Annotated in this window: 16 protein-coding genes; 8 read left to right on the top strand and 8 right to left on the bottom strand. The window is 62.6% G+C overall.

Annotation, left to right across the window (positions count from 1 at the left end; genetic code table 11):
- Positions 1-11: 11 nt before the first annotated feature.
- Positions 12-965, bottom strand: a complete 954-nt coding sequence (locus ACRARG_RS06090) for a hypothetical protein (RefSeq protein WP_432689099.1) — start codon at positions 963-965, stop codon at positions 12-14.
- Positions 966-2,091: 1,126 nt separating this feature from the next.
- Here ACRARG_RS06090 and ACRARG_RS06085 point away from each other — a divergent pair.
- Genes ACRARG_RS06085 through ACRARG_RS06075 form a run of 3 tightly spaced genes read left to right on the top strand, consistent with a single transcriptional unit; the run spans position 2,092 to position 4,204 of the window.
- Positions 2,092-3,465, top strand: coding sequence for a DUF8370 family protein (locus ACRARG_RS06085; RefSeq protein WP_480381972.1), 1,374 nt, complete (start codon positions 2,092-2,094; stop codon positions 3,463-3,465).
- Positions 3,466-3,474: 9 nt separating this feature from the next.
- Positions 3,475-3,855: a hypothetical protein gene (locus tag ACRARG_RS06080; RefSeq protein WP_432689097.1), complete on the top strand. Its 381-nt coding sequence runs from the start codon at positions 3,475-3,477 to the stop codon at positions 3,853-3,855.
- Position 3,856: 1 nt separating this feature from the next.
- Positions 3,857-4,204, top strand: a complete 348-nt coding sequence (locus ACRARG_RS06075; RefSeq protein ID WP_432689096.1) for a hypothetical protein — start codon at positions 3,857-3,859, stop codon at positions 4,202-4,204.
- A 448-nt stretch (positions 4,205-4,652) separates the two neighbouring features.
- On the opposite strand, the gene pepT is transcribed toward ACRARG_RS06075, so the two are convergent.
- Together pepT and ACRARG_RS06065 are read right to left on the bottom strand one after the other, a co-directional pair.
- Positions 4,653-5,894: a peptidase T gene (gene pepT / locus ACRARG_RS06070; RefSeq protein ID WP_432689095.1), complete on the bottom strand. Its 1,242-nt coding sequence runs from the start codon at positions 5,892-5,894 to the stop codon at positions 4,653-4,655.
- Positions 5,895-5,939: 45 nt separating this feature from the next.
- The gene (locus ACRARG_RS06065) at positions 5,940-6,359 is read right to left on the bottom strand and encodes a c-type cytochrome (RefSeq protein ID WP_432689094.1); all 420 of its coding nucleotides are present in this window, start codon (positions 6,357-6,359) and stop codon (positions 5,940-5,942) included.
- 213 nt (positions 6,360-6,572) lie between these two features.
- Between ACRARG_RS06065 and ACRARG_RS06060 the strand changes: the two genes are divergently transcribed.
- From ACRARG_RS06060 to ACRARG_RS06045, 4 genes are all read left to right on the top strand, one after another.
- Entirely contained in the window at positions 6,573-9,872 is a 3,300-nt protein-coding gene (locus tag ACRARG_RS06060; protein WP_432689093.1) for a CHAT domain-containing tetratricopeptide repeat protein, read from the top strand.
- Between the two features lie 93 nt (positions 9,873-9,965).
- Entirely contained in the window at positions 9,966-11,228 is a 1,263-nt protein-coding gene (locus ACRARG_RS06055; RefSeq protein ID WP_432689092.1) for a peptidoglycan-binding domain-containing protein, read from the top strand.
- A 165-nt stretch (positions 11,229-11,393) separates the two neighbouring features.
- Positions 11,394-12,764, top strand: a complete 1,371-nt coding sequence (locus ACRARG_RS06050) for a peptidoglycan-binding domain-containing protein (protein ID WP_432689091.1) — start codon at positions 11,394-11,396, stop codon at positions 12,762-12,764.
- Positions 12,765-13,138: 374 nt separating this feature from the next.
- Positions 13,139-14,614: a peptidoglycan-binding domain-containing protein gene (locus ACRARG_RS06045; RefSeq protein ID WP_432689090.1), complete on the top strand. Its 1,476-nt coding sequence runs from the start codon at positions 13,139-13,141 to the stop codon at positions 14,612-14,614.
- A 94-nt stretch (positions 14,615-14,708) separates the two neighbouring features.
- On the opposite strand, the gene ACRARG_RS06040 is transcribed toward ACRARG_RS06045, so the two are convergent.
- The 5 genes from ACRARG_RS06040 to ACRARG_RS06020 form a co-directional block, all read right to left on the bottom strand.
- Positions 14,709-15,425, bottom strand: a complete 717-nt coding sequence (locus ACRARG_RS06040; protein WP_432689089.1) for a hypothetical protein — start codon at positions 15,423-15,425, stop codon at positions 14,709-14,711.
- Positions 15,422-17,494: a caspase family protein gene (locus ACRARG_RS06035; RefSeq protein WP_432689088.1), complete on the bottom strand. Its 2,073-nt coding sequence runs from the start codon at positions 17,492-17,494 to the stop codon at positions 15,422-15,424. Before ACRARG_RS06035 ends, ACRARG_RS06040 begins: the two co-directional genes overlap by 4 nt.
- 74 nt (positions 17,495-17,568) lie before the next feature.
- Positions 17,569-18,120: a hypothetical protein gene (locus ACRARG_RS06030; protein ID WP_432689087.1), complete on the bottom strand. Its 552-nt coding sequence runs from the start codon at positions 18,118-18,120 to the stop codon at positions 17,569-17,571.
- Positions 18,117-19,583, bottom strand: coding sequence for a sensor histidine kinase (locus ACRARG_RS06025; protein ID WP_432689086.1), 1,467 nt, complete (start codon positions 19,581-19,583; stop codon positions 18,117-18,119). The genes ACRARG_RS06030 and ACRARG_RS06025 overlap by 4 nt, the downstream gene beginning before the upstream one ends.
- A gap of 4 nt (positions 19,584-19,587) precedes the next feature.
- Entirely contained in the window at positions 19,588-20,649 is a 1,062-nt protein-coding gene (locus tag ACRARG_RS06020; protein ID WP_432689085.1) for a response regulator transcription factor, read from the bottom strand.
- A gap of 195 nt (positions 20,650-20,844) precedes the next feature.
- On the opposite strand from ACRARG_RS06020, the gene ACRARG_RS06015 reads away from it, so the two are divergent.
- A complete protein-coding gene (locus tag ACRARG_RS06015; RefSeq protein ID WP_432689084.1) occupies positions 20,845-21,663 on the top strand; it encodes a type IV pilus assembly protein FimV in 819 nt (272 codons plus the stop codon).
- Position 21,664 lies beyond the last annotated feature (1 nt).

Below are 21,664 nucleotides of genomic sequence, written 5' to 3'. Positions count from 1 at the left end.
AGTGGGCAGGATTATTCCTGCCCTAAAGCATCGGATAGCAGGGCCTGCGTGGCCGGGGTTTCGCGCCACTCAATGCCTGCAAAGGTCAGTTTTCCGTTCGATTTCATCTTTCGAACGCCGAGATCGGCCAGCGCCTCGCCCAATACTGAACTGAGGCCCCGGCCGTGTTTTCCTCGATCCGCAATCGGGTCGCCCTTCCAACGGACATACCAGGCAGAAAACGCCAGCCGGAAATCAAGGGCGGAGGTGCGTCCGCGTGGATCGCGATCCACATGCTCCGAAAGGAAAGCCACCACCGGATCGAACAGACGGTCTGGCCAGTCTTGGGCCGGGGTTCCGGGCAGATACTCTACATCGATTGCAACGGAGTTTAGGTCCTCGGCGCCAGCCCGAATTTCCGCGATCAACTCTGACAGATTGACCAAACAAACCGGCGCACTGTCCGCATCCCGTTCGCCCAGCCATTCAGCCAGAAGGTCGGAACTCAGGTCTGGCCCAGGGACAAAGGCGAACCCGTCGCCCGCCCCCTTCACCAGCTTCTCTAGGGTCGAGGCGTCAGAAATCGCGGCGACGATGGTGTCGTGAGGTCCTGGGAAAACCTGCCCAGCAGGTCGAGGATTTCCAGGTGCAAAGGCTCGATCTCGGTTCCCCGTCTCGCCCAGAAAAATGAAAGTTTGCGCTATGCGCAACGCTTGGGCAGATGGGACACCACCTGAAATCAGGCGGAAAAACACCCCCAGGCCGATGGCACCATCCCAAGTGATAAATCGACCACCATCGCGGACAACGCCCGTGCCACGCATAGGGATTGATATTTGAGAGACCAGCGATGTCTCGGTGATCTCTTGCAAGGGGGTGGCCAGAACCCCCTTGTAAACGTGCTGGTGAAAAGCCGCAGGCGTCACCCCCAGAGTTTCCAGGATCGGCTGCAGAGGATACATTTTTTTGGTCTCGTTCGGCTTCATTTTGACTCGCACCCCATTATTGTTGATAACCAATCTAAGGGACTTATGCCGTCATGTCAAGGAAAACGAGGTTTTGACGCCAGCTGCGAGAGGGAAGGAGATGCGGACACCTGGCGCCCTTGGTGACTTGCGACCCGCGCCCGGTCCAAGGAGCTATCTCGGCAAATCCGGGGAGCGTGCGGACAGAAATCGTGGGTCATACTTTGCGGCCGACTCCACCAGACAGTGCCAGTCGCCCCCCGCACCCCTGCAGTACCGTGAGTGCGACACTCCCCAGCCGCTACACTAAGAACAGGACCGAGTGCTTCCTACCATTGGGGCGGGGCAGACGCCTTCCAGTGCAAACGAAATGGCGGTGTATGGCAGCAATCTACTTTCGGCAAAGCGATCAACAACAACCCCAATCGAAAAGCCCATGTCGCCAGCAAGCAACTTCATCCTGAGCAACGGGGCGCGAATATACCCACGTCACAACCAACAGGAAGGACCCAAGACCGCTTAGGCCTTTCGTTAGCCTTCCCGGTCGGGGGAGGCCGGGGCACCCGGGGAGGCTTAGCACCTTCCTCCGAGAAATATGCTGCTACAGGTGCTTTTCTCGTATGCGTTATATACCCCTCCCCATCTCCCCTATATCAAGAGAAGATACTACAAGGTACTGTTGTAAAATGATTTTACCCGACATTACCCCCTCCCCGAACCCCACTTTTGCCTCCCCAGACCTCCCCAGCCCTCCCCAAGATTGTTCATTTTCGCTGTCTCACTTCTCACTGCAGGCACAAGTTATGGGACGGCAGTACCAAACTGGGGGAGGGGCGGGGAAGGACGGGGACACCAGCGGGGCGCGGGGAAGACGCTCGGGGTGCGTCGCTTCAAGTCATTTTTGTCGACTAGGCATCTCGAGATTACGAAAGAAGATAGCACCAAGGGCTCGGACCGTCTCCTTCAGGCAGTTCAGGGCTACCCGTGAACCGGAAGCGTTCAAGGCGCGGATGATAGGTGCCAACGGAACCAAGCGTTTAGCATGCCCACCTACGCCGCAGGGTGCGAATACCAGACCTGCTGGTTGCCAGCGCCTAACCCACAAGATATGCTTTGGGTGGCCTCCACTATGTGAGAAAGAACAAATTTGCTCATATCGCCCCGCTTAACCGATTTTCATGGCATATTGAAACCTCAAGCCGAATTGCCGTTTGCTATCCCGCATTTCAATGAGGACATACCTCTTTATGTCGATCCATTCCTATTGTGGGCCTCTCCCTCACAACCTGATCAAATGGCACATACCGGCATTATCAATGCGTTTAATCACATGGGGTACACCTATAACAGCGGCGATTCAGAAGTCGCAATTGACACGCTAATAAGGGCGACTGAATGTGACGAGGTGGGGTTGGGGTCATCAGCCAAACGCCAAGGCAAGCGTATTGGGCGAGAAAAAGCAATTGAAATTCTTGAGCTTTTCAAGCGTATACCGAATTATCAGAAGAACGGATTCCGGCATTTTGAAGAAATACAATTTTTTGTCGATGGAATCTCCAAGGACCGAATTAGCGATATTGCCTGTAATTTCCTAAAGTCTTTTCTGATCGACTTCACGATTGACGAGTGCAATCGCATCGGGCTGCCGCTGCGGCCATCAACTATTCCAGACCTCTACGACTATAGGAAGAATGCCTTTGAAAGGGCAGAAGGCATTGAGCTGCCTGTCAATCCCGAGACCGGGGAGCCGCTTATCCTAGTTCCGAAACGCTGGCTCCGTTTCACTCCGTGGATCAGCTACGATGACTATTTCCGAGCCCATTGTCCACTTGATGATATATCTCATGATCCCGACAAGATCGAACGAGTGAAGGTCCTGGCTTACAATCGGGAAAATTTTGGCGTTATCGACGCCTACGTAAAAGAGAAAGAGCGGACATTTGCGGACTGCTACAACGACCCATTGTTCTCACAGATTCCGATTGTGTCGGCTCGCAGAAAGCTCAAATTGATTCAGGGTCTGCCAACTGGAAAAACAAACAATGCAGATCGAGACTATGAGGACGCAGTCTGTGAACTTCTCCCATCGCTTCTATATCCACAGCTCGACTTTGCCGCCGCGCAGAGCCGGACTGAGAGCGGTTCACAGATCAGGGACCTAGTTTTCTACAACAATCGGTCGCATCCTTTTTTGGAAGAGCTTCTGCAACTCTACGATGCACGTCAAATCGTATTTGAAATGAAGAATGTGGGCGCGATTAGCCGCGATCACGTCAATCAGATCAATAGATACATGACGGACAGTCTTGGGAAGTTTGGCGTGTTGGTGACGCGGAACCGACTTACCAAGGCTCGACTCCAGAACACGATTGATCTTTGGGCAGGACAGCGGCGCAGTATCATTACCCTTTTGGATGAAGACCTTGCGCAGATGGTCGAGCTGTTTGAGAGTAAGCAACGCCTGCCATTGGATGTGGTGAAGAAAAAGTACGTAGATTTTACGCGGGCGTGCCCGAGTTAGGAGATGCGAATGCAACGCAGTGATGTAGAGACCCTCGAAAAAGTCTCAGGCCAGATACAGGGATTGCATCGAGAAATTTCTCTTTTAGCTAAGAAGTCCAATAACGATGGCTTGAATGTATTTAAGCTAAGAATGCTTAACGCGGCTTTGACCTCTGCCAATGCCATCTTGGCTCAGGGATACAAGCCTATAGATGGTTTCGAGGAATTCGACTTAGACGACGTGCCAAGCAACAGTGATGCTACACTTGTTCTTACCGCATATTTAGAAGAGCTGGAGAGATACAGGGCTGATAATATCGTTCAGGTGATGGGCGATCACTGGAAATATGTTTTGAACGACGGCGAGTATATTCGCGCTGCACCACCTAAGAAAATAAGGGCCAAATGATATGCAAGAATATACGACACAACAAAAAGCACGCGCATATGACGGAGTTGCCTCACCGTTCAATCATCTCGTGAAAGAGGTCAAAGCACTTGGAATGAAGAAGCCCGCGGAAACTTTGAGCGAGAGTAAAGTGAAATTCATCAATCGGATATTGGAAGATATTCAGGGATTCATCAAGGATGAGCCGGAAGCCCGGTATCTTGATCTCTTAGACGACGAGGCTTTACCACAGTATAGCGATGCTATCCTAATACTGTCGCAGTATGAGGGCGCGCTGCACGGCTTTCTTAGCCGATACCACGGCTACCAAGGTAGCACGAAGGGGCATGACTGGTTTGTCAAGGGTTAGGCCTTGCTATCGACACCTTGAGAAACGGAGATTCGCTCCGGGGAACAATGGCGCCATAAGAGGTGGGACATTTTCGGACAATTATCCTGTATTTTTGCGGGAAGTTCGAATGTCCCACTATGAGCTAATCGATTGATATTAAGCCGTTAAGGCAGCCCGCCCCCGGGCACCAAACACTTTCCGAAGGAAAGTGGCCTCCATCTGACAAGCAGACCAGAGCGGCAGCGGTTCTGGAAAAACCGCGAGAGCTGTCCCGGTTCGAGTTTTGTCCGCTTGGGCGCGTCACTTTTTCATGCGCTACCACTTCGTTACTTGAGCGCGACGGCGCTTGCGAACTCTGTCCGCCCAGGTGCACCACTCATATTAATGAAATGCGTATTCCTGCCGAATGGCATGCCGCCGGCCGGCAACTATTCTCTGCCGAATGCCCTTACGGTGCATTTGTGCTTCAAAAGGCCTTGGCGGCGCGCTCCGCGATGCCAAGGCACAGCCGGGTTGCCAAGCCCATATCCTGAACCGACACCCATTCCAGCGGTCCGTGAATGTTCTGCATGCCGGTAAACAGGTTCGGCGTCGGCACGCCCATTTCGGTCAGCCGGGAGCCGTCGGTGCCACCGCGGATCGGGGCCGAGACGGGCTCGACCTCCAGATCGCGGGTGGCGGCGCGGGCCAGGTCGACAGGGGTCATGTCGTTTTCCAGCCAGTACCTCATGTTGCGATACTGGGGGTGGATGTCGCAGGTGATTGTCGCCCGCGGCTCTGTCGCCTGAACGGCGGCGCAGACCTGGCGCAGCAGGGCGCCCTTGGCCTCCAGCCCGTCAAGTTCGAAGTCCCGCAGAATGAGCCGGATCACCATTTCAGAGGAGCCGCCGGTCATCTCTGTGGCATGGATAAAGCCCTCGCGGCCGTCGGTCACTTCGGGCGTCTGGGTCGCCTGGGGCAGGGTGGCGATGATTTTCGAGGCCAGGTGTATGGCATTTACCATCCGGTCCTTGGCATATCCGGGATGGATGGAGACGCCGGTGATGCGCACTTCGGCGCCATCGGCGGAAAAGCTTTCATATTCAATCTCTCCGACCCGGCCACCGTCGAAGGTAAAGGCGAAATCTGCGGCCAGATCGGCCGGCAGCTCAGACCCGACGCCGCGGCCGATTTCCTCGTCCGGGGTAAAGGCGATGCGCAGCGGGCCGTGTTTCAGCCCGGGCGTCGTCAGCATGTGGCGGGCGGCGGTCATGATGATGGACACGCCCGCCTTGTCGTCGGCACCCAGCAGCGTGAGGCCCGAGGCGGTGATGATATCATGCCCCTGCTTTTCCACGAGATAGGGGCTGTCTTCCGGCGAGAGGACCAGGTCGGGATTGTCAGGAAAAGTGATGTCGCCGCCGTTATAGCCCCGGATCACACGGGGCACGACGCCGGAGGCATTGAATTGCGGTGCTGTATCGACATGGGCCAGAAAGCCGATTGTCGGGCCGGGGACCGTCCCCGGAATAGTGGCCAAGACCACACCGTAATCGGTGAGGGTGACATCCTGCGCCCCCATCTCCTCCAGCTCGGATTTCAGCAGCCTCAGCAGATCCAGCTGTTTCGCCGTGCTGGGGGCGGAGGGGGAGAGGGCATCGCTCTGGCTGTCGATGGCGGCATAGCGTGTCAGGCGGTCTTCGAGTTCTGCGTCAAACTGGGTTTTCATCACGCGGTCCGCTGTGGGGGGCGGGGCCGGGCCCCGCCGGAAGGGTCAGTTGCCGAAAGTGGCCAGATAGGCCGCCACATCTTCGGGGTTTTTGCGATGACGATAGGTCATGTTCGATTTTGCCGACCCCTTGTCGAGGACTTTGGCCAGGAACGCCTTGGGGTTTTCCAGATATTCGGCAAGCAGTTCTTCGGTCCAGATCAGTCCGGCTTCGCCGGCGGCCACGGTGTCGGCGCCGTATTTGAAATCGAGACTGCCAGCCTGGCGTCCGATGACCCCGTACAGATTGGGGCCCAGCTTGCCGCCGGGAACCAGGGTTTCCTCCGGGCTGGCGATCATGTGGCAGCCCTTGCAACGGGCAAAATCCTTTTCGCCTTTGGCAGCATCGCCTGCAGAATGGCTGTCGGCCAGGGCCGGCGTGCTGAGGAGCGCCATCAGGGCGGCAACAGTCAGATGTCGTGTCATCAGATATCCTTTGATGGTCAGCGCGCGTTCCGGTTCGACGATAGGCGACCCGGGGGCAGGACAACAGGGGGGGCAGGTCGCTAAATTGTCGCGCCTGTCGTTGTCCTTGACTGCTCCGGGGGCGGTGCGGGTCGGCGAGTGCCTTGGTCTGTGACATGCTCTGTGCGATGTTGCCCCGGGTTGATTTGCGTTTTGTCCGGGACGGGCAAAGTCATGCGGGGGACACACGGGGTGCGCCACTGGATTGCAACGCTGCTGCGGGCGGTCTGCGTCATGCTCACTCTGTGGGCCTGGCCGGCGGTTGCCGTCGCGCAACAGGCCGCCCCACCTCCGGGCCCGCAGGCCAGCCCGGAAGAGATGCGGCCGCAGGACCGCGCGATCGAGCGTCTGGCCAATCAGGGGCAGATCGCGGCGGCGGAAGCCCTGTCGCGGGACGTACTGCGCGATGACGTCGCACAATTGGGCGAAAACGATCCGGTAACGCTGGATAGCGTGGCGCGTCTGGTGACGATTCTGGCGAAGATGAAACGCGGGCAAGAGGCCATTCCCCTGGCGGCTCATGCGCTCCGGGGGATGCGGGCGCAGTTGGGCGATACGCACCCAAAAACCCTTAGCGTTGTGGTCGAACTGGGGGACCTGCTGTTCGCAGCGGGACAGCGCGATACGGCAATCGCCGTGCTGTCCAAAGCCGTGGATGGCTACCGTGAGACAGGTCTTTCCGGCGAAGAACAGTCGATGCGGGCCAAGAACAATCTGGCTCATTTCCTTTTCTTGGAAGGACAGAAAGAAGAGGGCTGGCGGCTGCAGGCCGAGGCCGTGCGCGATGGTTTGTCCGCTCTTGGTCCAGCCGATCAGCTGGTCGTGAGCATGTTGTCTGGATTTGCTGATATGGTTAGAGCAGGTCCCGGCGTCGCGGAGATGCCGGAACCGTGGCTGGTTCAGGCCGAGCTCATGTTAGAGAGCTTCGGTCCAGAACACCCCGATACGCTGCGGGCCATGAGCGCTCTGGCGGATGGATATTTCGAGGCCGGTCAGTTCGGGGCTGCGATACCCTGGCTGCAACGGGTCGTCACGATCAGCGAGACATTGAAGGGTCCGGATGGGACCGACACGCTGGATGCGTTGCAGAAACTGGCCGACAGCTACCGGGAACAGGGCGCGGGGTCGCAACAGCTGGCGGTGCAGACCGAACTGCTGGGGCGGATACAGCGCAAATACGGGCCCGATGCAGATGTCACTCTGATAGCGATGCAGAAATATGCGCTGGCGCTTCAGGCGGTGGGCCGCCCGGCCGAGGCGCGCAGCGTCCTGCAACGGTCCCTCGCCGGGTTCGAAGCGATGGGCGCCGGGGCGGGCATGCTGGCGAAACTGCGCCACGATATCGGCATGACCTACGCGGAAACGGGAGAGACAGAGCAGGCCATTGCGGAGATCGAGCAGGCGCTGGCCGGGTATTTTGACGCGGGCGGGGAAGACTCGCACTTTGTGGACGAGGCGTTTTCCAATCTGGCCACTCTGCTCTTCGAGGCGGGGCAGGAGGACCGGGCCATCGCGCTCATGCGGGTCGTGGCGGAACGTGTGCCCGACCCTGTGCTGCAATTGCGGAGCATGATGAATTTCGCCTCGATGCTTCTCTATGACGGCCAGAACGACGCGGCGGTGCGTCTGCTGCAGCTTCTGCGGCCCGAGGCGGAGCGGCGCTTTGGCCCCGCGTCGTCCCATGCGATCGATATCCTCGACAAGCTCGTGACGGCGCATCTGCTGGAGGCGCCGGATCAGGCGCTGGCCTATGCGCGGGAGGCACGGCGACGGCAGGCCGAGGCCGGGCCGGTGGTCGGGCTGATCGCGGAGGCAGAGCGGCGGCGCCTGCTGCATCAGTCCATGCAGGTGGCCTGGAGCCAGATGGAGGCCGCCTGGCATCTTGACCAGGTGGCGCCCGATCCCGCGCTGCGGGAAGAGGCGTTCGAGGCGGCGCAGGTGCTGGGGCTCGGGCCCTCCAGCGTGGCTTTTGCGCAGGCATCGGGGCGACTTGGTGCAGCCCGGGCCGGTCTGGCGCCCCTGGTGGAGGAATACGAGGAGCTGCGGCGCGCGCTCGACCGGCTGGACCGGCAGGTTGCCGGTGGGCTGTCGGGCGATACCGCCGGCTCTCAGGCTCTGCTCGCCCGGAAATCGGAGCTGGAGCTGCGGCGGCGGGCGGTGCTGAACGATCTGCGGGTGTCGTTTCCTGAATATTTCGACCTGATCAACCCGGGCCCGGTTCCCGCCGGTCAGCTTCAGGGGCGCGGAGGGGGCGCTCCGATGCTGGCGCCGGAAGAGGCGCTGGTTCTGATCACGCCGGGCTATACCGATCCGGGGGTCAATCAGCCCATGGATTTCGTGGGCTTTGTCTTTGTCGTCACGCGGGAGGGGATGAGCTGGTCGCGCCTGCAGGTCACCGACAGGGTGCTGTCAGAGGCTGTTCGGGACTTCCGCACATCGGTTCTGGGTTCAGACGGTGGCGTGTTGCGCGCGCCGGTCAGCGCCCCGCAGGAGGCCGGTGGGGGCGCGCGGCCCTTTGACGGCGAGCTGTCGCATGACATCTTCAAGGCGCTGTTTCCGACGGCGGAGATTCAGTCGGCACTGCTGGGCAAGGAGCGTTTGTTGATCTCGCCCCAGGGGGCGCTGCTCAGCCTGCCGTTTGGCGCGCTGGTCACTGCGCCCGCGCCCGCGGCGGTAAGCCGGCCCGACGACCTGCGCGCCCTGTCCTGGCTGGGGCTGGACAAAGCGATTGCCATCGTGCCGGCGGTCTCGATGTTGTCCGATCGCGGGGGCGCGCGTGACACTGCCGGCGGGACCTATATCGGGTTTGGCGACCCGGATTTTCAATCCGCGCCGGAGCGGTCATCGCTCAGGCTTCTGCCGCAGCTGCCGGGGACGGGGCGCGAGGTCCGGGATGTCGCGGTTTCGCTGGGGGCGGGGCCGGGTTCGGTGTTCCTTGGAGCGGGGGCCAGCGAAAGCCAGCTGATCGCGCTGGACCGTTCCGGGCAGCTGGCCGGGGCGCGCATCCTTCATCTGGCGACACATGGGCTGACCGGCGGGCAGCTGCCCGGGCTGGAGGAGGCCGCGATCGCGCTGGCCGCCGGACCCGGCGGGCCCGATCCGTCACGCGACGGGTTCCTTACGGCGACCGAGGCGGCGGCGCTGTCGCTGGGGGCGGAGCTTGTGATCCTGTCGGCCTGCAACACCGCGGCGGGCCGGGGCATCGGGGGGCAGGGGCTGACGGGGCTGGCGCGCGGGTTCCTTTATGCAGGGGCGCGCGGGCTTTTGGTGACGCATTGGGAGATCCGGGACGATGTCTCCGCCCGGCTGGTGGCCGATATGGTGTCGCCACAAAGCACAAATGGCCCGGTGTCCGAAGCGCTCCGCCGGTCGTTGCAGAAGGTCGTGGCCGATACCTCGGCAGATGGCGGGGCGGTCAGTTTCGCCCATCCTTCGGTCTGGGCGGCATTCCAGGTTGTCGGGCCGGACGGCTGATCCGCCGCGGCGGGGTTCAGGCGGGCCAGCCGGATGACAAAATATGTCGCGTGACCCATTAGGGGGCAGGCGTATAGGTTGAATTTACGAAGTTTGGACGTCGTTCATTGGGGATGGGACCGGATCATGCGTTTTGGTTTTTGTGCATTTGCGGGGCTTCTCGCCTTGACTGTCGGGGTGTCGGGGGCGGCGTCGGAGGAAAAGAAATTCAAACCGGCTATCATCGGGTTAGAAGCCCTAATGCGCATGGAATGCGGCAATTACATCGTCTGCGGGCATTTGTACGGTACTCCCGGTGCTAAGCCCGAAGGTACCAAATCCGATTTAAACAAGAAGCGCCGTGAAGCAAGGAAACAGCTGATCAAGGAACTCAATTTTTTCGGATTTGGGGCCGGGTTGCCGGACGGGGTGATCGGCAGAGAGGCGCGTGCGGTGATATCGGCGTTTCAGACTGCCCTGGGCATGCCGGCAACCGGCCATTTTCGCCCCCATGAACGGGGTTTCCTGAAGTTTTCTTACGAACGCGCGCTCAAGGACGGGGACGCGCCAACTGTCGAAACCCTGACGCGCTATTATCAACAATCCAGCTATGCTTTCCCCCTCAAAGCGGTAAAGCAGCAGGACAAGAACGCCAAATGCACGGCCTCGTCATTTGTCGATCTCTATTCTGGAATGATGGGCATCATTGCGTCGGTGTCGATCCGGGCCACGTTGGAGACAGACCCAAAGTTTTCAACGCGTTTGATAGAACAATGCGACCTTGCCAGGGATATGATCCGCGCCGGTCATGAGATTGAAATCCAACACGGTCTGGCGAAAAGCTCCACGCCGGATGGGCCATATCGGGCAAGGCTTGAGTTCTGCCAGCCGCTGCGGTCGGGGATGGCCCAGCTGGTCGGTCGCCTTGATGAAGCCTCACCCGATGTGGTCCGCGTTGAGGCGAAGGATCTGGCGCAGCGCTTTGGTGTTGAGGATGCCGAAAACGGCCGGCGCATCGGGACCATGTGCATGGGGCTTGGTTACCGGGATCGGGATGGCCGGATGACTTTGGCAGGTGCGCTGATAATGCTGGGCACCGGGGGCGGCGTTCCCGCGGCCGAAGTGATTGCCGCGCATTTGCTCTACGGTTTCCATGGCCAGAAGAACAAGGCCCTCGCCATGGACTGGTACGAATTGGCGGTCACCGCCCTGGAGGGGGAGGTTGCAGCTGAACATCCTGTCCCCCGGGCTGATCGCCGTGTCGCGATGATGCGTGAGCTACTCGATGCGCATCAAGCCAATGCGGCCGGGTTTCCCCCTCCGGACGCTACCCCGGCCAAGCCTGTGGCAGTCACGACCGATACGGACACGGACTGACACGGCAGATATCGCGACCGGGCCGGTCCCATGGGGCCGGCCCGACCTTTTTTGGGGGCAGTCCTGAGCGCCCGACCCGGATGACATTTTTTGTCGCAAGCTATCCGACCGGGCCCGCAGTACTGATTTGGGTATCAAGTTTATCATCCTTCTGGGGGACATCTCATGATCAGGAATTTTACAAAGATCGCCGCTGCCACCGCCGTTCTTGCTGTGCCTGCCAATACGGCTTCGGCCGATATCGGCAGAGCCATCATCGGTGCGGCTGTCACCGGGATCATCGTATGTGCTACGGGTGCAGCGAACTGCAAAGGGCAGAAACGGTCTTCGGGCGGTGGCAAGGTCTACCGCAAGCCGCAGCTCACGCAGGCGCAGATCGCGCAGCGTGCGGAAAACAGGCAGGTCCAGACCGCGCTGAACGGCTTTGGTTATGACGTCGGCACCCCCGATGGCATGTTCGGCAAGAACACCCGTCGCGGCATTCGCGCCTATCAGACGGCCCTGGGTTTTCACGCGACGGGCGATCTGACCGAATATCAGCGCCGGTTCCTGCTGGACAGCCACAACCGCGCTTTGGCGCAGGGCGCTTATATGGGGCAGGACACGCTGCGCCGGTATTATGGCGAAGAGAACCCACAATGGGCTGCGGCCAACGGGCTTGGCGGGGCCTATCCGGGCGGTAACACCTACCCTCCGGTAAACACCTATCCGCCGGTAAATTCCTATCCGCCGGTCGCGCCGCCGCAGGTGCCGCAGACCGCACCGACCGTGCCGGGCTTTAACACCGCCAAAGCCGAAGAGCCGGCCGGCCTGCCGCCGCTGCAGCCCAAGACCAATGCGCTGAGCGCCAGCGCCTCCATGTCCGACCGCTGTGATCTGGTCGACCTGCTGAGCCAGAGCAATGGCGTGATCCAGGCCTCTAATATCACCGATCCCGATCAGGCGCTGAGCGAACAGTTCTGCGGCATGCGTGGCTATGCCATGGGTGTGGGCGATCAGGTCATGCAGGAATATGAACTGGATGCCGCATCGGCAGCGGCGCAGTTCTGCGATCCGATCTCTCAGCAGATGATGACGGTGGCCGAAACTGCCGCCACGGCCAAACCGGAAGAGATCGCGGCGCAGGCCGCTGCCAAGGCACAGGTGCTGAAAGTTACGGATGCGGACACTGCCCGCGCGCTTGGCACCATCTGCATGAGCGTGGGCTACCGGCAGGATGACCCTTCCATGGCGATGGGCGGGGCGCTGATGATGATCGGGCAGGGCGACTATGCCTATTCCGAGGTTCTGGGTCACCACCTGCGCGAAGGCTTCGGCATGCCGGCCAATGCCCAGGCGGCGGATCCTTGGTACCGGGCCGCAATCGCGACCCTGGAACAGGGCGGCACACCGGCCTTCCTGCCGGCACAGTCGGCCAACCGTACGGCCGTGATGCGTGGCGCACTGGACATGGGGGTGACGGCATCCTCCAACGGGTTGCAGGGCGTGGTTCCGGTCGGCGGCGCCCCGGTGCTGCCGGTCCTGAAAAAGAAGTGACAGATACGGGCGGGCCCGCGAAGCCCGCCTGACGACCCGACAAGGACAACGCCTGCAGCGCGGTCGCGGCTGTGGGCGTTCGGGTGGGAGAGGGTCGGGGAGAAGTCTCCCAAACCTTGCCCGCGCACAGGTCGCGGTTTTCTGCCGGAAAGGCGGACCGGGGATGGGCGCGCTTGCGAATCAGTTGCCCGGCGATGTCCCGGTCTTGTGGCTGAAGAGCCGGCCATTCGGTCATTGCGTGGCGAAATAGGCTGTAATCGCCGGAATTCGTAAAAATCAGGCGCCGGATTACAAATTTTGTCGTGTGCCATTTGGCGCGGTCCGATATAGTCTTTTGGATATCAAGAGAGCCATTTCCCTGGGGGACCCATCCTATGATGAATAATTTCACCAAAGTCGTCGCTGCCACCGTCGCACTTTCGGTGCCCGCAAATTCCGCATCTGCCGATATCGGCAAAGTCATCATCGGTGCGGCGGTCGGCGGGATCATCGGATGTGCCACCGGCGCGCTGAACTGCAAAGGGCAGAAGCGGTCTTCGGGCGGCGGGCAGAAGACCTACCGCAAGCCGCAGCTGTCGCAGGCGCAGATCGCTCAGCGGGCTGAAAACAAGCGGGTGCAGAGCGCGCTGAACGCATTTGGCTATAACGTCGGCACCGCCGATGGTGTGTTCGGCAAGAACACCCGCCGTGGCATTGGCGCCTACCAGTCGGCGCTCGGCTTTCCCGGCACCGGCGAGCTGACCGATTACCAGCGCCAGTTCCTGCTGGACAGCCATAACCGCGCTCAGGCGCAGGGCGCCTATATGGGGCAGGACACGCTGCGCGGCTATTACGCTGAACAGAACCCGCAATGGGCCGCGGCCAACGGTTTCGCCGGAAATGGCTATGCCGGAAACGGTTATGCCGGAAATGGCGGTTATACTGGTAATACCGGATATGACGCCAATACCGGCTACGCTGGCAATAATGGCTATACCGGCAATGCGGGCTACACCGGAAATACCGGTTATGCCGGCAATACCGGAAATACCGGCGGCTATGGCACCGTCACGACGCCGCAGGTCCCGCAGACCGCTCCGACCGTGCCGGGCTTTAACACCGCCAAAGCGGAGGCGCCCGCCGGCCTGCCGCCGCTGATGCCCAAGACCAATGCGCTGAGCGCCAGCGCCTCCATGTCCGACCGCTGTGATCTGGTCGACCTGCTGAGCCAGAGCAATGGCGTCATCCAGGCCTCCAATATCACCGACCCCGATCAGGCGCTGAGCGAACAGTTCTGCGGTATGCGTGGCTATGCCATGGGTGTGGGCGATCAGGTCATGACCGAATACGGCCTGGATGCCGCTGCGGCAGAGTCTCAGTTCTGCGGCCCGATCTCCAACGGGATGATGGCTGTCTCGGAAACGGTCGCGACGGCCAAGCCTGAGGAAATCGCCGCAAAAGCCGCCGCCAAAACGCAGGAGCTGGCGGTGACGGATGCGGACACCGCCCGCGCGCTCGGCACCATCTGCATGAGCGTGGGCTACCGGCAGGATGACCCTTCCATGGCGATGGGCGGGGCGCTGATGATGATCGGGCAGGGCGATTATGCCTATTCCGAAGTTCTGGGTCACCACCTGCGCGAAGGCTTCGGCATGCCGGCCAATGCCCAGGCGGCGGATCCCTGGTACCGCGCCGCGATCGCGACGCTGGAACAGGGCGGCACACCGGCCTTCCTGCCGGCACAGTCGGCCAACCGCACGGCTGTGATGCGTGGCGCATTGGACATGGGCGCGACCGCCTCCTCCGGCAGCCTGCCGGGCGTGGTTCCGGTCAGCGGCGCCCCGGTGCTTCCGGTCCTGAAAAAGCAGTAATATCAGTCGGCGGGCCTGGGGGTGACCTGAGGCCCGCGTGACGCACCGACATGGAAAACGCCTGCGACGCGGTCGCGGGCGTTTTTTGTCGCTTTCAGCCGTCGCAGGACTGGCTGCGGCTGGGCGGCGCCATGACAACCGCTTCGACCGCAAAGGCCGAGCGGTTTTCTACACGAATGCTGTAGAGCCCGCAGCTTGCCGGCTGCCAGTTGGTCAAGGCTCCGACACCCGGTCGCCCGGTCATCGGGCCCAGATCCTCGGCCACAGTGGTTCCGGTCGCGTCGAGGATCAGCAAATCGACATCGGCCTCCTGCGGGCCGGGCTTCAGGCGGATCTCAACAAGGGCGGGCTCGCCTGCCGCCATCGTGATTTCAATGTCCTGGCGCGCGCCCGGCGGCAGGGTCAGATCCAGCCGCGTCACGCCCTGCCAGACGCCGCGGGCCTGGGCCGTCACGCTCTCCAGCCCGGCCGCGATCTCGGCGGGAGCCGCGGCGGCGGCGATCCTGTCGCGGAGCGGCGCGGCGCCAAACGGGTCGTCGGGGGCCAGTGAGGCGCCGCCGGCGATCTGCGCGGCAAGCGCCCCCAGTTCGGTGACGGATAGGGTCTGCCCCCGGGCCCAAAGCGCCAGCGTCTCGCCCGCATTGCGGAGCGCGGCTCCGCCGACGATGGTGTCAGGGGCGGCTGACTGGGCCCGGGCGGGTTCTGTCATCCCGGCCAGCTGTGCCAGGGTCAGGCCCGCCACCCCGGTGGCAAATGCCAGAACAGCGACACCGGCACGCGCGGCGCGCAGGGGAGGGGGGGCGCCGGTCATCGGGGTTCTTCCTGCGTGGGGCCGAGCCGAACCGCGGCAAAGGCGAAATCGTCCGGCGCCACGGCCGCGCCCCGGTAAGTGGCGGCCGGTTCCGCGGAGGCGACAAGGCTGTCCAGACGGCTTGGGTCGGCGTCGTCCGGCAGGCGTCCGGCGAGATGCCGGAAATCGCGGACAGGCTCCGGTCCCGGGCGGGCGGGAACGGCAAGCGCAACCAGATCGACGATCTGGCCGGGGGCGGTGCCGGCATCTTCGGTAAAGGCCACGACGCGGCTGGTGCGCGGGGGCAGGCGCAGGCCCTGCCGGTCGCCCCCCGGATAGCCTGTCAGGAAATACACGGCATCCTCCGCGTCGACATAGAAGGGCGACACGTCGAGCGGCGTATCCGCGAGGTTTCTGAGGCGCAGGTAAACGGCATCGCAGGCGGCCAGCGCATTCGCCGTGTCGGCGGGCAGCGGCCGGGCATCCGGCGGTGGCTCCGTCACGATGCTGGCTGGGTTTGCGCAGGGGGTCGACCCGCCGCCGGGCTGACCGGCACGGACCAGAACCTGCATGTCCAATGCATCGGTCATGCCGGAGGCAGAGCCGGGAAGGTCCCGCAGCAGGGCGGCGCGGGCCATCGTCGCCAGCGCGCGGGAGATCGCATCGCCCTGACCGGGGCCGGCCGGAAATGTCCGGGTCAGGGGCGGCGCGCCCCGGCGCGTCAGGACAAGCCCGTCCGGGGATGGCTCAAGCCGGATATCGGCCTCTTCGTCTGTCGACCAGGTGATCCAGCGCTGCGTGAGCCGGCGCAGATCGGCCATCAGCTCTGGGTGAGCGGCATCGGTGTCCGGTGGAGTAAAAAGCGCCAGCCGGGCGCCGGGCCCGGGTTGTTCGAGCCGGACCTGCAGCAGCGGCGCACGGTCGCCGATCCATCGCAGCCGGACCCGGTCGGGATCGAGGTTCTCGGCGCGGATCATCCTGTCCAGACGCAGGTCGGGCGCGCCGTCGGGCGGAAGGAGCAGGCTGAGAACGGCCTCTCCCGGCCCGGCGGTTTCGACCCGTGCCCGCGCCAGGGCCCCGTCGGGGCCGTCCGCATCGGCGGCTTCGATCGTGACAACCGCGCCCTGTCCAATCCCGTCCAGCCGTCCCGCGGCAAGGACAAGTTCGCCATCGCGCAAGGTTAGCCCGTAGGCCGGCTCGGCCAGTTGCGGGGCAGAGACAAAGCTGGCCCGGTTCAGCGCCCCGCTGAACACCGGGCGTTCCTTGCCGGCAGAGAGGCGCCAGGCCTCGGCCGCCGTCGCCTGAGCCAGGTCGGAGAAACTGGGCCCCTTGACCCGCGCCATGGCCCGGCTCAGCGCCAGGGTAAAGACGCCGTGGACCGTCGTGGCGCCGGTCTGCGTGGTGACCGGCCTTTCATAGGCTTTGCCTGACGGGGCTGCGGCATAAAAGGCGATCAGCCGGGGGGCTGCCATGCGGTCCGGCTGCACGGTGGCGCCGGTCTGCGCCGCGGGCAGAACCGGGCGATCCGGGGCCGCGATACTGAGCGGATCGATCGCCCGCGCCACAAGCGGCGCCGACCGGTCGAGAGAGCCGGAATGACAGGCGTCGACGATCAGCCAGACTTCGGCGTCCCGGTCCAGCATCTGGTCCAGCGCCTGTCCGATTTCGTCGTCGCGGATGGCATTGTGAAATTCGGCGCGTCCGTTCTGCCGGATGATTTCGATATCGGAGGGGAGGAAGATTTCGTCCATCCCGTCGGTTTCGGCCAGCGCCTCCGGGGGCGCCGGAATTTGTGCCCCATGGCCAGACAGATAGATCAGGATACGGTCCTGCGCCCCGGCCGCATCGGCCAGCGTGGCAAGTGCGGACAGGATATTGTCACGGGTCGCCGGGCGCTCTGGCTCTCCCAGGGTGGTGGTCGTGGCATCCGGCCAGTACTTCGCCAGCGACTGCTGCATCAGCCTAAGGTCGTTTTTGGGCCCGAGCAGCGGCTGAAAACCCGCGTCGGCCACCAGAGGATAGTCGGTCACGCCGACCAGCAGGGCGCGGTCAGCGGCGCGCAGAGGTAGGCAGAGGAGGGGCAGAAGCAACGCCGCAGCAACGCATCTCTGAACCGGCCCGGCAGGCCGTCTGACAGACATCGGATATCTGGCGTCGCGGCGGATCATGGCCGCGTCTCTGCAACCGGCACAGCGAGGAATACCGTTGCATCGGTCTCGGCCGGATTTTTCAGAACAACATCGCCCTGCGTGTGACACAGCAGGGCCAGCCCCGGTGCCGGCGCGTTGCACTGGCCGGAGCTCGCCTCTATCCCGGGCCCGGGCTCTATCAGGATGGTGTAGGGCGCCGAGGTCGGTGCAATGGATACGGCGCCGCCGGAGGGCACGGGCACCTCCGTGATCGACAGCGCGGCGGCCCCGTCGGCGGCGGTGGCCCTTTCGGGGAGCGCCTGGCCGCGGGTCAGGAACCGCAGTTCATCGTCGAAGGTCGTCAGCCGGTCAGTCCAGCGCTCCGGCGCCCGGGACATGTCCGTCAGTATCTGCAGAGCTTCAAGGCCGCCGTTCAGCATCCAGACATCCTCGCGCTCCATGGCGGCATGGGCGACCAGCCAGGCGGCCGCAACGGCCTCAGCCGGGCCGGGGCGCGCCTGCGCCTGCACAAGCGGCGGTGCGCCGGTCAGAAGGCCAAAAGCGATAGCAGCAAGTTGCATTCTCATGATGAAACCCGTGCCACTGCGCCGGGACCCCCTGCCGGAGCCGCGCAAGCCCCTGTGATTTCAACAATCGCTTTGGTATCGCTGGCCGGCAGGCTGGCGTGAAAATCATGCGCGTCCACGATCGCGGCAATCAGGCTCAGCCCGAGCCCGGCACTGGTCGCCTCGCGCCCATCCGTGCCACGCACGAACCGCCGGAAGGCGCGGTCCCGGACGACCGGGGGGAAACAGGACCCGGTGTTGCTGACCTCAAGCCGGAAGGTGTCATTCTCTGCCGTTAGCGCGACACAGACCTCGCTTCCGGGGGGGGCGTATTTGCCAATATTGGTCAGCAGATTGGTGATCATCAGCTCCAGCAGGGGGCGGTTGCCCGCAACGACAATACCGGGTTGAAGGCGCAGCTCGCACCGTCTGTCCTGATCATTGACGATGCTTTCCAAATCCTCGATCACACTTTCCGTCAGGTCCGACAGGTCTACCGGGTCATCCAGCGTAGCGACCTCGCCTGCGTTAAGCCTGAACAACTGCATCAGATTTTGCAATCTCAGACGGGTCACATCCAGCACCGTTTCGATTTCATTGATCGCGATCTGACGGTCTTCGTCGGTGCTGGCCCGGGACACGCGCGACAGGCCACCGCGGATTTTCTGCAGCGGCGAATTCAGTTCATGCGCCATATGCGCCGAAATGTGGCGCAGGCCGCCCATCAGCTTGTCCAGCTGGTCCATGACATGGTCCAGCCGTGCATGCAGGCGGCGCAGTTCCGGTGTTCGCGGGTCGGCGGGCATGCGCAGGTCGGTTTCGCCGGCGGCAAATCGGTCGAGCCGGTCCGATATCGCATCCAGCCCCGCAGCATGGCGCCGACGGTGGTCCAGGCTGAGGTAGACCAGCGCGGCAAGGAACAGAAGCGTAATGCCCCAGATCAGGATGAGGATGCCGCGCGTTTTCCGGATCTGGTCGGTCGGGCGGGGCTGGGCGATGGCCAGTGCCACGTCGCGATAGGGGGTGCGCCAGTCCTGCGTTGCGGTGGTGGTGTCGATCCAGCGCAGCGACAGACGGCGCCCGTTCAGCGATGCCTGCCCTTCCGGTGACGTGGCGTTGCCCTGATCATCCGTCAGGGCCATGCCCAGCCCGGGCCAGGTCTCGGCCAGCAGAGTGCGCCTGTCGCCGATCACCCGCCATAGTGCGATGCCAACGGGATGGGCGGCGGGGACAAGTGTGGCCCCGCTTTCCTGCACCGCGACGGTCAGACCGGACAGGCCGCCCGACTCCAGCGTGGCCAGCAGACGCCGCTGGGTCTCATCCAGATACTGGCGATCGCTGCGCAGGGCCGAGCCGACCAGCATGGCCGAAAGCGCCGCGACCGCGATCAGCGAGAACACCATCAGAAAAAGCACAAGCAGGTTGGACGAAATGCGGTCGCGTCCGCGCAGGTTGCCTTGGTCGCGCTCTGTCGGGGCAGACATCGGGTCAGGCCCTGTCCGTCAGGCTCAGCAGGGGCGCGGGGTCAAACAGGTAGGCGTCGTTTTCCGACAGCAGGATATCCGGCATAGGTTCATTCCGGTCCTTGAGAAAGGTTTTCAGCGTCTGAACCATGCGATGTTTGGCGGCCGAGACGGGGTTTGAGCCCGGCTCCATATGCACTTTGCCCCAGATGTCGAAATACAGCATGCTCTGCGGGATGCGCATGCCATAGCGTTCGGCCAGATACATCAGGATCGCTGTCTCCTTCGGGCGCATCTCTATCCTGTCACCGCGCCAGCGGATGATCCCGTCCCGCCGCCGCAGTTCCAGCGGGCCGAAGGTCAGGGCCTCGTCCTGCGTGCGGGGGCGCAGCGCGACGCGGACGCGGGCCACCAGCTCTTCGGCATGGACCGGCTTGCAGAGGTAATCGACCGCCCCCGCCGCTTCCAGCCCCTCGATCCGGTCCGACATGCGGTCCATGGCCGTGTAGATCAGGGCAGGCGTGCGGATGCCGTCGCGCTGCAGCTGCGCGACCAGATCAAGCCCGTCGCCGTCGGGCAGATTGCGGTCCACGATCAGGGCATCAACGGGATGTTCGGAAAATGCCGCGCGGGCGGCCTGGAGCGAACTTACCAGCGTGGCAGACATGCCCACAGCCGTCAGTTCCTCGCAGACCCAGCGGCCGATGTTTTCATCATCTTCCAGCACCAGCACGCTGGGGTCTCGCGTCAGCAGAAGCAGCGCCCTGATCCGTGTGATCGCCTCGTCATCGCCGGCGTCCGATTTCAGCACATCCTGTGCGCCACGGGCCAGGAACCTTGCGCGCATGTCCCGGTGATTGGTGCCGTGGCGAAGGGCATAGCGGACAAGTACGGGCCGGTTGTGACCGAGCTGCGCCTGAAGGGCGGCCTCTGCCATGTCCGGCGTCATCCCGACGGTGTCGACCAAAATCACATCGCCCGGCGCACCGGCGTTTTCGGGCATGACGTGGAACTGCTGGCGCTCCAATGCCGCGATCAGGCTGTCGGGCCGGGCGCCCTCGGCGTGGATACAGGTCACTTGCCGCATCATCTTCTCCTGTCGGCCGCCTCACGCGGTCCTTGCAAACTGGTGCCGGCCGCGTGTCGGACGCGCGTCCCTTTTCAGGCGGTCCGCCCGCGGCCTGGCTGCAGCGGTTCTACCCCCGCTGCCGTCGGTTCCGGAAATGACAGCTTCTGTCATCCGCTCCTTGGGCGGCCCGCGCGTTCCGGTGCGGGTCGCGACATGACTATCATGCTGCGCTTCGACCGCTATGCGATTAAGATCACAAAAAATATCGCGCCTTGGCAAGAATGGCGCGTTGACCATGCGGATCCGGTGAAGGTAGGCTTTGCGAGGTTAGGGAACGGGAAATTAATGCGACCTTCGATTTTTTTAATCCTTGCGTCGGGTCTTTTCATCTGCGTCGTCGGGACTTCGGCCTATCTCATTCTGGGTGCCTGCGGTGTCCGACTGCCTTTTGGCCTGGACGGATATTCACATTGTCCCAGAACCAGCGATCAGGCGGTTCTGATGAATATCTCGGCGCTTGATGAGGAACGCGGCGCGCTTGTGACACGCATTTCGCAGCTGGAGGCAGAGCTGGGCAAAATGCAGTGCGAGGCCCGGGTGGAAGAGCCGGCGCCCACGCCTGCACCATCGGGCGGCCTGGACACAGAGGCTTTCCGGAACCGGAACCTGAGCGCGATGCAGGGCTGCTGGAACCTGATCACGGAATTCGATGTGGAGGCGCCGCGCTCCAATAAAATCACGACGTTCAACCGCTGGGATGTCTGCTTTGCCGAAGACGGCACGGGGCAGGAAACGCTGACGGCGACAGATGGGACAACCTGCGAGGGAGAAGTGACCGGGTCATTTGCGACAAACGGGAATTTCGACATCGACAAAACCGGTAATCTCAGCTGCAGCAATGGCACAATTATCTTCCGCACTCTGGCCTCCTGCCATGTGGCGGCAGGTGGTGACGCGGTGTGCGATCTTTATCAGCCGGCAACAGGCGGGCGCGAAAGCGTCGAAATGCGGCGCGGACAGGGGAGCCCATAAT

The sequence above is a fragment of the Pseudooceanicola profundi genome, from assembly GCF_050897955.1.
Classification (GTDB): Bacteria; Pseudomonadota; Alphaproteobacteria; order Rhodobacterales; family Rhodobacteraceae; genus Pseudooceanicola.
Note: the sequence above shows the minus strand (reverse complement) of the source record. Positions and strands in the feature narration are given on the sequence as shown.